Origin of the sequence: Acidipila rosea, assembly GCF_004339725.1 — a bacterium.
In the GTDB taxonomy this organism is placed as follows: Bacteria; Acidobacteriota; Terriglobia; order Terriglobales; family Acidobacteriaceae; genus Acidipila; species Acidipila rosea.
Genome location: NZ_SMGK01000002.1, coordinates 947,154 through 960,723, shown reverse-complemented (window position 1 = coordinate 960,723; position 13,570 = coordinate 947,154). Strand labels below are relative to the sequence as shown.

Annotated in this window: 10 protein-coding genes; 3 read left to right on the top strand and 7 right to left on the bottom strand. The window is 59.9% G+C overall.

What is annotated here, in order from left to right; all coding sequences use genetic code 11:
• Positions 1 to 7 precede the first annotated feature (7 nt).
• From C7378_RS09105 to C7378_RS17685, 5 genes are all read right to left on the bottom strand, one after another.
• A complete protein-coding gene (locus C7378_RS09105; protein ID WP_131994985.1) occupies positions 8 to 610 on the bottom strand; it encodes a cytochrome c oxidase subunit 3 in 603 nt (200 codons plus the stop codon).
• 30 nt (positions 611 to 640) lie between these two features.
• Positions 641 to 2,344, bottom strand: coding sequence for a cytochrome c oxidase subunit I (gene ctaD / locus C7378_RS09100; RefSeq protein ID WP_131994982.1), 1,704 nt, complete (start codon positions 2,342 to 2,344; stop codon positions 641 to 643).
• 15 nt (positions 2,345 to 2,359) lie between these two features.
• Positions 2,360 to 3,412: a cytochrome c oxidase subunit II gene (gene coxB, locus C7378_RS09095; RefSeq protein WP_131994979.1), complete on the bottom strand. Its 1,053-nt coding sequence runs from the start codon at positions 3,410 to 3,412 to the stop codon at positions 2,360 to 2,362.
• A gap of 430 nt (positions 3,413 to 3,842) precedes the next feature.
• Positions 3,843 to 4,634, bottom strand: a complete 792-nt coding sequence (locus tag C7378_RS09090) for a hypothetical protein (RefSeq protein ID WP_131994976.1) — start codon at positions 4,632 to 4,634, stop codon at positions 3,843 to 3,845.
• 208 nt (positions 4,635 to 4,842) lie between these two features.
• Positions 4,843 to 5,010 carry a hypothetical protein gene (locus tag C7378_RS17685; protein WP_165876723.1) on the bottom strand — a complete coding sequence of 56 codons (168 nt, stop codon included), beginning with the start codon at positions 5,008 to 5,010 and terminating at the stop codon, positions 4,843 to 4,845.
• A gap of 305 nt (positions 5,011 to 5,315) precedes the next feature.
• On the opposite strand from C7378_RS17685, the gene gyrB reads away from it, so the two are divergent.
• From gyrB to C7378_RS09075, 3 genes are all read left to right on the top strand, one after another.
• Positions 5,316 to 7,943, top strand: a complete 2,628-nt coding sequence (gyrB, locus tag C7378_RS09085; RefSeq protein WP_424221352.1) for a DNA topoisomerase (ATP-hydrolyzing) subunit B — start codon at positions 5,316 to 5,318, stop codon at positions 7,941 to 7,943.
• Positions 7,944 to 7,976: 33 nt separating this feature from the next.
• Complete coding sequence (locus tag C7378_RS09080) at positions 7,977 to 9,599, top strand: glycoside hydrolase family 32 protein (RefSeq protein WP_131994973.1); 1,623 nt, start codon at positions 7,977 to 7,979, stop codon at positions 9,597 to 9,599.
• 71 nt (positions 9,600 to 9,670) lie between these two features.
• The gene (locus C7378_RS09075; protein ID WP_131994969.1) at positions 9,671 to 11,539 is read left to right on the top strand and encodes an amidase; all 1,869 of its coding nucleotides are present in this window, start codon (positions 9,671 to 9,673) and stop codon (positions 11,537 to 11,539) included.
• A 65-nt stretch (positions 11,540 to 11,604) separates the two neighbouring features.
• Here the strand turns inward: C7378_RS09075 and C7378_RS09070 are convergent, their stop codons facing one another.
• Together C7378_RS09070 and C7378_RS09065 are read right to left on the bottom strand one after the other, a co-directional pair.
• Entirely contained in the window at positions 11,605 to 12,561 is a 957-nt protein-coding gene (locus tag C7378_RS09070; RefSeq protein WP_131994966.1) for a hypothetical protein, read from the bottom strand.
• Positions 12,562 to 12,627: 66 nt separating this feature from the next.
• Positions 12,628 to 13,557, bottom strand: coding sequence for a LolA-like protein (locus C7378_RS09065; protein ID WP_131994963.1), 930 nt, complete (start codon positions 13,555 to 13,557; stop codon positions 12,628 to 12,630).
• Between the last annotated feature and the right edge of the window lie 13 nt (positions 13,558 to 13,570).

The window sequence follows — 13,570 nt, the reverse complement described above, 5'->3', positions numbered from 1 at the left end:
TTTCCTTCTACCTTCCAATCACATAAACCACGGTGAAGACCACGACCCAGATCGCATCGACGAAGTGCCAGTAGAGTGCCAGCGTCTTCACCCGCTCTGCGTGTTCTTCCTTCATGTGGCCCATCAGCGTGAACACAAGCACGGCCAGCAGCATCAGGAGTCCGACAATCACGTGCGATGCATGCAGCCCTACCAGCGAGTAATACGTCGTGCCGAAGACGTTGGTGGTGATGGTCAGCCCGTCGTGATAGATCAGCTTGTTCCACTCCATGCCCGTTCCGATCATGAAGATGGAACCCAGAACGATCGTCACCGCCCAGAAGGCGCCGAATCGCTTGATGCGGTTGTGCTCCAGCGCATGCTCCGCCAGCCAGATCGTAATGCTGCTCGACAGCAGGCAGATCGTGTTGAAGATCGGAACTTCAAGCACCTGGCCCGGCGTCGGTCCATACATTGACTTGCCAAGATAGAAGACATAGGCGACAACAAAGATCGCGAAAATCGCCGACTCGGCCGCGATAAGACAGTACATGCCGACACGGCCCTTGTAAGGCTGTGTCCACTCGGCTGGCTGGTCCACCTGGTGGACAGGAATCGGTATTGCGCTCATCGTTCTCCTCGCGTGGGGCTCAGGGTTCGCTTACTCATACTTCCAGTCCGGATCTTCAGGGTGCTTCATATCCCAGAGCGGTCTGCGGCTGGTGACCACCGGGTCTGCCACAAAGTTGTATTCCGGCGGCGGCGAAGAAGTCGCCCACTCCAGCGTCCATGCATCCCACGGATCGTTGCCGGCAACTTCACCACGGAAGTAGGACACCAGCAGGTTGTAGGCAAAGAGCAGAACTGCCGCTGCCTGCACAAAGGCGCCGATCGACACGATCAGATTCCATGTGTCCCACCCGCGGCCTGCCTCATAGGTGTAGATCTGCCGCGGCATACCCAGCAGCCCTGGGATGTGCATGAAGTCGAAGGTCATGTGGAAGCCGATCACCAGCAGCCAGAAGCCCCACTTGCCCAGCTTCTCGTCGAGCATCCTTCCCGTCACCTTCGGATACCAGTAACAGATGCCGCCCATCAGCGCGAAGAGGATCGCCCCCACCAGCACATAGTGGAAGTGCGCAACTACGAAGTAGGAGTTGTGCAGCTGCCAGTTCCAGGGAGCCACCGAGAGCATGATGCCCGTTAGTCCAGCCATCAGGAACTGGAAAAGGAATGCCGTCATGTACAGCATCGGCGTTGCGAAGCGTATCTTGCCGCCCCACATCGTCGCCAGCCAGTTGAAGATCTTGATGCCAGTCGGTATGCCGACAATCATCGTCGAGAGCGCAAAGAAGGCATTGCCTACTGAGGTCATGCCGACGGTGAACATGTGGTGCGCCCATACGCCCAGGCTCACAAAGGCGATGCCGACAGAGGCCGCGACCATGGCCGGGTAGCCGAAGATCGGCTTGCGCGAAAATACGGGAATCACCTCGTTCGCCACCGCGAAGGCAGGCATCACCAGGATGTAGACTTCCGGGTGTCCGAAGATCCAGAAGAAGTGCATCCACATCAGCGCCGATCCGCCCGCGAGCGTGTCGAAGAAGTGGCCGCCGAGGTAACGGTCGATCATCAGCATGACCTGCGCCGCCGTCAGCGGAGGAATCGCCATCAGGATCAGTGCCGACGTAACCACGCTGAGCCACGCAAACAGCGGAAGCCGCATCATCGTCATGCCCTTGCAGCGCATGCAGAAGACGGTCGCGATCACGTTGACGGCAGCGCCGATCGTGCCCACGCCGCTCACCAGCAGGGAGACCGTCCAGTAGTCCGTGCTGTGCCCCGGGGAAAACGCCCGCGCTGTCAGAGGTGCATAGGCAAACCAGCCCACATCCGGCGCATTTCCGGCTGCGTACAGGCCGCTGCCGCCGATAAAGCTGTAGTAGAGCATCAGGCCGCCGAAGGCCGTCATCCAGAAGCTGAAAGCATTCAGCCGGGGAAATGCCATGTCGCGCGCGCCGATCATCAGCGGCACCAGGTAGTTCATGAAGCCGACCAGCATCGGCATTCCCATCAGGAAGACCATCGTCGTTCCATGCATGGTGAAGAAGCGGTTATAGACCTCGGGCGACAGAAAATGATTTTCCGGGCGGCCCAGCTGAATGCGGATGCACAGCGCCTCAACGCCTCCCACCAGCAGAAAGACCAACGCATACAGCACATACATGATGCCGAGCTTCTTGTGGTCGACAGTCACGACCCAGCTGTGCAGCGTCTCTAGGAATGTGCCAGGTGCCTTGTGGTGAGGTGTGACGTCGATCGCTCCACCGATCGTGCCTGGAGCCGGCAATGCGGAATCGGCCATGTCGGTCAATCTCCTCTAGTGAAGTGTTTCTAGGTATGCGACGAGCTGGTCAATCTGCCCATCAGTTAAATGCATGGCCGGCATCAGTGCGCCCGGCTTCACGCTGTCCGGATCGCGGATCCACTCCTTCATCGCTGCGGGCGTGTTTGGCGCCGCGCCGGCCGCGATCGTCTCGCGGCTCATCAGGTGAGTCAGGTCAGGACCGTAGTGGCCGGTTGCAGGCGTACCTTTGATCGTGTGGCAGTTCATGCATGACTGGCGGGCAAAGAGCTCGCGCCCTGCCTCGACCTGCGGATCGACGACTGCCGCCTGCTGCTGGTTCTTTACCCAGGCAGCAAACTCCTCCGGTGTATCCGCATAGACCCGCAGCAGCATCTTGGCGTGCTCGACGCCGCAGAACTGCGCACACTGCCCTACGTAAAGCCCCGGATGCTTCGCATCCATCCACATCACGTTTTCATTGTTGGGGATCAGGTCAGTCTTGCCGGCCAGCTGCGGCACCCAGAAGCTGTGGTCCACATCTGCGGAGTAGAGTTTCAGGAACACCGCCTGCGGCTGTTGATTGCTGCTTACTGGAATATGCAGCTCATTCGCCGTCACAATGCCGAGCTTCGGATAATGGAACTCCCACCAGAACTGGTGGCCAATCACCGTTACATCGAGCGTCTTCTTCGGGCGCGGTGCATCCTGGATGGCGAAGATCAGTCGCGCCGTGGTGAGAAAGAGCACCACCACAATCAGGACAGGCACAACCGTCCACGCAAGCTCGATCTGCGTGCTGCCGTAGACCTGCGCCGGCTCTGACTTCTCATCGCCTTTCTTGTGGCGATAACGCACGATCGCATAGGTCAGCAGTCCGGCAACGACAACGAAGATACCGCCTGTGATTGCGATGACAAAGAGAGAGAGATCGAAGATACTCGCCGCAGGAGTCCCCGCCGGTGCAAAGATGCTCGGCGTACTCTGTGGCCCTTCGGCAAAGGCGGCATGCGCCGCGAATGTTGCAGCAAGCAGAACTAGCGTCCTGCAGAGGTAACTTCTTCGACTGGTGGAACGGTCGGCATTCATCGGCGCTTTCCCTCCACAAACGTGTGCGCTGAAGATCAAGATGCTTCCGCGCTGCATTTTGTGGTGTAAGGCTGTGAGCTTCGTTCGCGGAATCCGCAAGTGCATATCACTCCCCGGCGGATTCGCGAAAAAACCGGAGGATGACAACTGCTGCTGGGAAGAGCTATTATTCGGTACAACTTTTTACAGAGCTCTTCAATCTCCGCAACGCGTGGAGGCTCGTTCCCGCGCGTCACTTCACTGTCTACATATTAGCAGTAAGTTGCAGCGCGAATGGCTGCTCGCGCCCGTGAGCGATCAGGTATTTTTTGATGGATGGAAAGAAGAAGGGCTACTGACCCTGTGAGCTTCAAAAGAGAGAGCCTCGAAAGACAACCGTTCGAGGCTCTCTCTTTTCAGATTTCAAGTTTACAACTGGCAGTCAACGCAGCTAGCCCGCCGCATTGAAAGAATTTCTGGCCTTCACTCGCTCCACAACTTTCTCTACGTCCTGCAGAAAGGATGCATTCGCCGGCTGGTTCACTGCGATGTAGGCAGGCCCGTGACCCAGAGCCTTGGCGATCTCATTCCACTTCGCCAGCGGGGAAGTACTGGACATCGCCACCGGTTTGCGTGCAGGCTCCGGAACCAGCATGTAGGTCGCCCAGGTGCCAAGCGCAAACACGATTACAAATTCCTGCACATTATTCAGTGGTACTACCAGATCCGGTCTCCGCGTAGCCACCGCGCTGACAATGAAATCCATCGTCGCCATGATGCCGGTCGCAAGGCTGATCCCAAAGATGCGGCTTCTGAAATTCAGCCCCAGTTTATGCAGGGTCATTACAAAGAACGCCAGCAGGCAGAGTTCGACGATTCCCATGCAGCGCATCAGCTGCGTTCCAATCGCCGACACGTGGAGAGATGTCTGTGTCGCCGGGGTGAAAAATGCCGACGCGGAAACAATGATGGAAACCACTCCGGCCCAGCGAAACGCCTGGATGCCCAGCTGTGAAATTCCCGGCAGCGGCGTCAGTGCATAGCGGAAGATGCTCTGCAGCATAAAGAAGAGCAGAGCTGCCCCGATAAAATCCGCCGCCCAGCAACTGTAGAAGTACCAGTTGTAGGTTGTTGAGGGACTCACACCTGCGGCTCTCTCGATCACGTGGTGCGATTCATAGAAAGCCAGCAGCAGGATCTCGGAGATTACCCGAAATGCCAGGAATACCTGTACCGCGCGCAAGTGAGATGTCGGCCTGCTTCTATAGCAAAGCAAAAAAAGCACGCACCACATCGCAACTTCAAAGCAGTAGGCGGTATTTCCGAGTGGTGACAGACGCATAACTGAACCTCAACAAGGTTAGAGGATAGCGCGCTGCTGTTCCCATAACAATAACAATGTCAAAACAGTGGTAATCGTTGCCGCATTACCGGACGCCTGCTCGTAACGATTACCAGCAGTCGTGGCCCGTGCAGAGCTGGCCCGGATGGAGCGACGAGGACGTGTTCACCTGGTGGCTGATAGGCGCGACAGCCTTAACCGAGTGGTTGGAGAAAGCGCTGGCTGCTGCGCCGGTAATCACCATGCCGATGACGAGAATGCGAACGAAATAATTCATGACGTTATTACCTCTATGCGGAATTTTATTCCGTGAATTGACTGCTTACATACCGGAGGCTAGCCCTGTATTGTCTGTAAGTCCAATATAATCAATAGAGTTTAGAAACACACAAATAGTATATTACTGAGGTAATCTTTCGCAACCGCATCCGTCGCCCGGAAGCTTCCCCGCAACCCGACAGTAACCCGGCTCCCTCATCCCCCGCGTGGTAAAATCGAATTGTTAACGAGGGTAAAAACCCATTCAATTTCAATCTCTTCCTGCAATGGAACGCGCTCACAGCGCACCCCTCACGGAGCTGCATGTCTACTAAAGAGCTGACTACTTCGCCAAACCTTCCTCTTTCCATGCCTGATGATCCGATTGCACCAGCCGCAGCGCAGGCAGGTGGTCAATCTTCGGGTTCCTACACCAGTGACAACATCAAGGTGCTGGAAGGCCTCGAGGCCGTTCGTCTTCGCCCTGCCATGTATATCGGTTCCACGGGGGAAATGGGTCTTCACCATCTCGTTTATGAGGTGGTTGACAACTCCGTAGACGAAGCGCTCGCCGGATACGCGAAGAGAATCGAAGTCACCATCCATGTCGACAACTCCATCACCGTCACCGATGACGGCCGGGGCATCCCCGTCGACCTCAAGACTCTCGACAATGGAGAGAAGATGCCGGCCGTGCAGGTGGTCCTCACCAAGCTCCACGCCGGCGGCAAGTTCGACTCGTCCACCTATAAGGTTTCCGGCGGCCTGCATGGCGTAGGCGTCTCCTGCGTCAACGCGCTCAGTGAGGCCTTTGACGTCGAGATCTGGCGCGACGGCCATACCTATGAGCAGGACTACGCCCGCGGCAATCCCATCTCCACCCTTCGGCAGACGGGCACCTCGAAGAAGCGTGGCACCAAGGTACACTTCCTGCCTGACAAGTCGATCTTCACTGCGACCGAGTACAACTACGACACGCTGGCGCAGCGTCTGCGCGAACTCGCCTTCCTCAACAAAGGGCTTGAGATCTCGCTTTCCGATGAGCGCACCACCGACGCCAAGACCGGCGAGGCCAAGCGTACAGACTTTAAATATGCCGGCGGCATCGCCGAGTTCATCAAGCACCTCAACAAGGGCAAGCAGATTCTCCACGACAAGCCCATCGTCATGGAAGGTTTCCGTGACGGTGTCGACATGGAGATCGCCCTTCAATACAACGACAGCTATTCTGAGACCGTCTTCACCTTCGCCAACAACATCAATACGGCGGACGGCGGCTCGCATCTCTCCGGCTTCCGCACGGCGCTCACCCGCACCATCAACTCGGCCGGCCAGCAGCTTGGGCTCTTCAAGGATGTGAAGGAAAACCTCTCCGGTGACGACGTGCGCGAAGGCATGGTCGCGGTCATCAGCGTCAAGCTGCCCCAGCCGCAGTTTGAAGGGCAGACCAAGGGCAAGCTCAACTCCGATATCGCAGGAACGGTCCAGGCGCTCGTCAACGAGAAGCTGGGCATGTTCCTTGAGCAGAATCCGCCCATCGCGAAGAAGATCATCAATAAAGCCATCGAGGCCGCACGCGCCCGCGAGGCCGCGCGCAAGGCCCGCGACCTCACTCGCCGCAAGGGTGCGCTCGACGGCGGTGGCCTGCCCGGCAAGCTCGCTGACTGCAGTGAACGCAATCCTGAACGCTGCGAACTCTACCTCGTCGAGGGTGAGTCTGCAGGCGGCACAGCCAAGCAGGGCCGCGATCGCCGCTTCCAGGCCATCCTCCCGTTGAAGGGTAAGATCCTCAACGTCGAGAAGGCCCGCTACGACAAGATGCTCGGCCACGAGGAAATCCGCGCCATGATCACAGCCCTTGGCTGCGGCATCGGCAAGGATGACTTCGACCCCTCCAAGCTTCGCTACAGCAAGATCATTCTCATGACCGACGCTGACGTGGACGGATCGCACATCCGCACGCTCCTGCTGACCTTCTTCTTCCGCCACATGACGGAGCTCATCAAGCGCGGCAACGTCTACATCGCGCAGCCGCCGCTCTATCGCATCAAGAAGGGCAAGAGCGAGCAGTACATCAAGGATGACCGCGAATTCGTCAAGGTCATGGTCAAGCGCGCCTCCGACGGCATGATCGTGCGCTACGGCGATGGCACGCAGCGGATCGACGGCCCCGCGCTCACGAAATTCATGGGCAACCTCAACGACTACCTCGGCTTCTTCGACAAGGTAAACAAGCGTCTTCGCAATGAAGAGGTGACGACCCTGCTCGCGAGCCATGAGCTCATCAAGCGTGCAGATTTCGAAGGCGTCGACGGCAAGGCTCCGCTCAAGCTGGACGCCATTCACCAGGCGCTCGAGTCCATCGCGAAGAAGTACCAGTTCAAGGCGGTCAATGCGCCTCTTTACGATGAGGAGCACCAGACCTGGTCCGTTAGCTACAACGACTCGCAGGGTGCCCCGCGCAAGATCGACTGGACGCTGGCCTCCTCGCCTGAGTATCGCCAGATGATGTCCAAGCATGTCCAGATCAAGGACGCGCTCGAGCCACCCTTCATCGTCGAGTACGCAGGCAAGAACGTCACTCCCGATCCGGAAGAGACCGAGGGCGAGACCGTCGGCGAAGTGGAAGCAGGCAAGCCCGCGCCGAAGCGCTCCGGTCGTGTTTCGCAGGAGCCGGTCAAGAAGGCCACGCCGCGCGAACTCTTCGAGTACGTAGTCGATCAGGGTCGCCGCGAATATCAGGTCTCCCGCTACAAGGGCCTGGGCGAGATGACCGCGCCCCAGCTCTGGGAGACGACCATGGACCCCGAACGCCGCACGCTGCTCTCCGTCAAGCTTGAAGACATCGCGGAAACTGAGACGATCTTCACCACCCTCATGGGGGAGGACGTTGAGGCAAGGCGCAAATTCATTGAAGACAACGCACTCGACGTCAAGAATCTGGATATCTAGTCCCCGAGATCCAGGCCTCAGCGCGAACACACGATGTGCCACTCCCTCCGCAGCCACTCTGCGGAGGGAGTTCACGTTTCAGGCACAACTGCACAAGCAGAGGCTGCAACTGAGGTGAACCTGCCGGAGCGCGGCGCTATACTGTGCCCGATGCCCATCACGCGCCGTTCCTTTTTGCGAAGCTCTCTCGCCGTCCCTGCCTCAGCCGCCCTTGCGCGCACTCTGCCCGTGCAGAAGTATCACACCCGCAACCGTATCGCGCTCGACCCCAATCGCCCGCAGTATCACCTGCTGCCTGCGCGCAACTGGATGAACGATCCCAACGGCCCCATCTACTGGAACGGCAACTATCACCTCTTCTACCAGTACAACCCCAACGCCGCCATCTGGGGAGACATGCACTGGGCGCACGCCATGAGCCCCGACCTCATCCACTGGCAGCATCTGCCGATTGCGCTCTCGCCGACGCCCGGCGGCCCGGACTCCGAAGGCTGCTTCAGCGGCAGCGCCGTCAACTTCAACGGCACGCCCACCCTGATCTACACCGGCGTCAAGGCAGTTCCACCGGCTGAGGCTACGCTACGCGACGGCACCCACAACTTCCGCGAATCGCAATGCCTCGCCACCTCCAGTGATCCGCAGCTAAAGACATGGACCAAGCTGCCCCAGCCTGTCGTCCCCACGCCTCCGCCCAATCTCGACGTGACCGGCTTCCGTGATCCCTGCCTCTGGCAGGAGGGCAGCTGGTGGTACATGGGCATCGGCTCGGGTTCTCAGGACGTAGGCGGCTGCGTGTTGCTCTACCGCTCGCTCGATCTACGCAGCTGGACTTACATGCATCGCCTGGCCAATGGCAGCGACGAAGGCAGGCAGACCAGCGACCCCGTTGCAAGCGGAGATATGTGGGAGTGCCCGGACTTCTTCGAGCTCAACGGCCAGCATGTGCTGCTTTACTCCACCGAGCGCAAGGTCTACTGGTCCACCGGCAAGTACGACGCAAAGAAGCAGCGCTTTCGCATCCGGCAGCAGGGAATGCTCGACCATGGTGCCTACTACGCCCCCAAGAGCATGCTCGATGCTGACGGCAACCGCGTCCTCTGGGGCTGGATTCAGGAGACGCGCCCGGAGCAGGAGTACGCCCGCGCAGGCTGGGCCGGGCTCATGTCCCTGCCGCGCGTGCTCACCGTTGGCTCGGACGGTCTGCTCCGCATCCAGCCCTCTACTCGTCTTGAAACGCTTCGCGAGGGTCAGTTGCCTCTTCACTTCGCTGAGGGCAACGCCACGCTCACTCTTCGGGAGCTGCGCGCCGAGCTTGAGCTGACCCTCAACGCGGGCGGCGGCATCGTCGATCTCTCGCTCGGCAACCCCACCGGGCGCCCAACCGTCTGGAGCTTCGATCCCGACGCGGGCAGTGTCCGCATCGACGGCGCGCGGCTGCCGCAGGCTCTCGATGACTCGCAGCCCATGAAGGTCCGCTTCTTCCTGGACGCCTCCGTCGTTGAGCTCTTCGTCAACGGAGCTCTGGCTTGCACTACGCGCATCTACGGCCTCACCCCCGGCGTCGCCCGGCTCACCCTCCACGATCCCCACCACAGCCTCACTGAGAGCGCTTTCTGGCACATCAAACCGATCTCTCCCGACCGGCTTACGACCTGAGGCAGGGCGCAGGATATACTGCGCTTTCACCACTCATTCACCTCACATTCACTCAGGAGAAGCACCGAACCATGCCCTTGGATCGACGTGGATTTCTCGCCATCTCCGGCCGCTTTGGCCTCGCCTCAACGCTCTTTCCCGGCGCGCTCTACACCCTCGCCACTCAGGCGCAGGCGCAGGCTCCCGCCCCTGCCAAAGCTGACCTTCCCAAAATCACCCCGGAGATGATCGATCAGGCCGCTGCCCTCGCCGGAGTTGCCATCGCTCCTGAATACAAGCAGATGATGCTCGACGGCCTAAATCAGCAGCGCGAGTCTTATGACAAGATCCGCAAGCTGCATCTGCCCAACAGTGTCGCCCCGGCCTTCATCTTCGATCCGCTGCCGCCCGGCGCGACCGTCAACACGGACCGCACGCAGCCTGTCTACGGCAAGGCTCCGGCAATCGCAACCCTGCCTTCCAATCTTGAAGAGGTTGCCTTCTACACCGTCCCGCAGCTTGCCGAGCTTGTCCGCACAAAAAAGGTCTCCTCCATCGACCTCACCCGGATGTACCTCGCTCGCCTCAAGCGCTACGACCCGGTCCTCCACTTCGTCACCAACCTGACCGAGGAGCGCGCCCTAGCGCAGGCGCGGCAGGCAGATGCTGATCTCGCGGCAGGGAAGTATCGCGGCCCGCTGCACGGCATCCCGTGGGGCGCCAAGGACCTGCTCGCCGTCAAGGGCTACCCCACCACCTGGGGCGCTGGCGGATTTGAAAAGCAGAGAATCGACGAGGACGCCACGGTCGTCCAGCGCCTCGACGCCGCCGGAGCCGTCCTCGTCGCCAAGCTCACACTGGGCGCACTTGCCATGGGCGACAAGTGGTACGGCGGCCGCACCCGCAACCCCTGGAATCCGAAGCAGGGCTCCAGCGGCTCCTCAGCCGGTCCCGCCTCGGCCACCGCCGCCGGTTGCGTTGCCTTCGCCATCGGGTCTGAGACGCTGGGCTCCATCTCGTCGCCCTCCACCCGCTGCGGCTGCACCGGTCTGCGCCCCACCTTCGGCTTTGTCCCGCGCACCGGAGCCATGGCCCTCAGCTGGACCATGGATAAGCTCGGCCCCATCTGCCGCGCTGTGGAGGACTGCGCTATGGTCATGACGGCCATCTATGGTCCCGACGGCCACGACCTCGCCACCAGGAACGCCGCCTTCAACTGGAACGCAGATCTCGACTGGCACTCCCTGCGGGTCGGCTATCTAAAGAGCAGCTTCGATCCTGACAAGCAGGAACCCGCTGCCGCGCCTCCTGCGAACGAAACCGTCGAAGAGAAGAAGAAGCGCGAAGAGCGCGAGCGAAGCATGGCTGCCTACCGCGCCCGCCGCGCCTATGACCGCAGATACGACCTTGCCGCCCTCGACAAGCTTCGTTCCATGGGCGTCAACCTCATCCCCTTGGAGTTGCCCGAGCTGCCGTACGGCTCCATGGCGCCGCTGCTGACTGCAGAGGCCGCCGCCGCCTTCGATGAGCTCACCATGACCGGCCGCGACAAGCTGCTCACCGAGCAAGGTGCGGAAGACTGGCCCAACAGCTTCCGCGTGGCGCGCTTCTACCCGGCCGTCGAGTACATCCAGGCCAACCGCGCCCGCTCACTGGCCATTCAGCAGGTTTCCAGGCTCTTCGATCAGGTGGACATCATCGTCGCCGCCACTAACAGCGAACAGCTCGTCGTCACCAACCTCACCGGCCACCCGGCCCTGATCGTGCCCAACGGCCTGCGCGGCAACGACGCTCCTGCGCCTCCGCAGGTAGATACCGGCGACGATGACCAGATCGGCGGCCCCGGCACTCCGGTCAGCATCACCTTTCTCGCCGGTCATTATCAGGATGCGAAACTCGCGGCCTTTGCCCGGGCTTATCAGCAGGCTGCAGGTTTTGTAAATCTTCATCCGAAGCTTTAATCCATGATTGCATTGCGGAGGGCATGTACAGCGCGGAGGGATAGCCTCCCTCCGCCCGGGCATCCTCAGGCTTCTCGCCGCACCTTGCTGAGCACGGTGCCTACTGCCTTGCGAATCGGGATTACGCCCTGCATCGCCTCGGCCTTCGCCTTATCCACCCATGGGTGAACCCCCGGAGGAGCAGGCTTCATTCCGAACAGGCGCTCATAGTGGTTGAACGCCCTGATGCGCCCCAGTCGCCGGGTTGCATCCGTCTGGTAGACAAACGAGTAGGAGACCGAGCGTGCGCCCGCCGTCCTCACCCAGTGCGGGGAGTTCTGCGGCTGGTGGAAGCCCATCCCCGGCTGCAGATGGTACACCTGCTCGCGAGTCGCATCCCTCTGCGCCATCTCCAGTCTTCCTATATCGATCACCCCGCGGATGTAGAAGCGTTCCAGTTCCTGCTCACGCGCATCCGCTGGCGAATAGACGTGGTATTCCTTCAGCCCCTCGATCTGTGAAAAGAAGGCAATCTCCGGGTCGAAATGGATAGGCGTCGTCGCCGCCGCCGCGCTGATGAAGACGGCTGACTCCAGCCGCATCACTTGCTCATTGCCCAGGCCGCCCCGCATCTCTGTCACCTGTGAGAAGAGCGTGTCCAGCAGCTCGCGAAACGCCGGCTCCACGTTCTCCGGTCGCTTTAGCAGGATGCGAAGAGGGAACTGGTCGAGGTTCTCAAGCGCGTGGCTGGGGGTGAAGCCGCCATACGGCACCGAGTAGAACGGCGTCCCCGGCCCGGGAGCCGACTGGGCGATGAAGTATCCCCGCCCCGCATCGGTAAAACGCCTCGCGAGGCGTTCGAGCGCCTCCGGCTGGAACATCGGTAGTGTATGGAGGTCGTGCTCGAACCCGAACGGAACCCGATCATAGTTTTCGAGCAAGGAAGCGGTGTCGATCCGCATATGTGCAACCGAATTACTACTGTTGCGGTCGACTGGTTTCTCTACTTCGTCTGAAGCTCTCACCATTGTGGACCTGTGCATAGCTGCAACTCCTGCCTATGCCAAGTACATTGCAATTAATAGTCCGGGAGCTATCCCTTCCTCCAACTATTGTGGTTTGGACGGAGGAGTCTGGGCTGCCGGTGGCGCTTGGCTGCCAGTTTGCCCCTGGCCGATGTCCTGGCCGTTGAACAGGATCTTCACGTTCGATCCAAACTGCTTGTAATTGGTGTACTTCAGAGTCTCCCGGATGTGGACATCCTGGCTCAGGTAGCCCGTCCCTGCTGCAAAATGCAGCACACCTTCGCCCCGTGTGTACACGGGGAACCAATACTTGCCGTCGATCTGCTGGCGATAAGTAGTGAAGGGCGGCGAAAGATCTTCATGCCCTTTGCGGGTATCGTCGGGCACGTTTTTGCCGTTCGTCACCACGATCTGCAGGTCGTGCTGATCAACCCAGATCTGTCCCTGGAAGTAGCGATGGCCCTTGACGATCACCTTTGGCCTTACGTTGAAGACATAAGTGTCCAGGTCGTCTACCTTCTGCTTGCCCGCGTAGGTCACGTCATACTGACTGGCGTCCTCCGTCGTCAGCACAAACGGCAGCCGCTGCTCGATATCCTGGAAATCTGCCGGGCTCATCGAGATGCGCTGCAAACTGTTTGCCGGAGCGAAGACGACATGCTCCATACGCCGTCCCGAGGGGTCCAGGATGATGTCCGTCACCTCGTAATACTGGCCATCCACCTTGCCGTCATCGTCGATCGTCTCCACCTTCACGCTGCGCTCGTAGGTGTAGTTGTTCAGCGCCGCGCGGAAGACTGACTCCTTGGCCGTGAACTCCTGGATGATCTGCTGCACCGGCACCGATGGCTGCGATGGATCGAGCTTTCCAAAGCCCGAGTCCAGCGGCATTTCTGTATAAGAAACCTGCGCCCGCAGCGCCGGGACGAAAACTGCCCCCGCCGCCAGCGCTGCCGTCAGCACCATTCCGCCTAAAATCTGGTGACTCCTCACTGCAAGTGCTCCTTCTCTCATAGACGCAGCCGTC

Bases quoted from the DNA above. Each gene is read 5' to 3' on its own strand.
- C7378_RS09105 (WP_131994985.1), bottom strand. From the start codon at position 610: ATGAGCGCAATACCGATTCCTGTCCACCAGGTGGACCAGCCAGCCGAG.
- ctaD (WP_131994982.1), bottom strand. From the start codon at position 2,344: ATGGCCGATTCCGCATTGCCGGCTCCAGGCACGATCGGTGGAGCGATC.
- coxB (WP_131994979.1), bottom strand. From the start codon at position 3,412: ATGAATGCCGACCGTTCCACCAGTCGAAGAAGTTACCTCTGCAGGACG.
- C7378_RS17685 (WP_165876723.1), bottom strand. From the start codon at position 5,010: ATGAATTATTTCGTTCGCATTCTCGTCATCGGCATGGTGATTACCGGC.
- gyrB (WP_424221352.1), top strand. From the start codon at position 5,316: ATGTCTACTAAAGAGCTGACTACTTCGCCAAACCTTCCTCTTTCCATG.
- C7378_RS09080 (WP_131994973.1), top strand. From the start codon at position 7,977: ATGTGCCACTCCCTCCGCAGCCACTCTGCGGAGGGAGTTCACGTTTCA.
- C7378_RS09075 (WP_131994969.1), top strand. From the start codon at position 9,671: ATGCCCTTGGATCGACGTGGATTTCTCGCCATCTCCGGCCGCTTTGGC.
- C7378_RS09070 (WP_131994966.1), bottom strand. From the start codon at position 12,561: ATGCACAGGTCCACAATGGTGAGAGCTTCAGACGAAGTAGAGAAACCA.
- C7378_RS09065 (WP_131994963.1), bottom strand. From the start codon at position 13,557: ATGAGAGAAGGAGCACTTGCAGTGAGGAGTCACCAGATTTTAGGCGGA.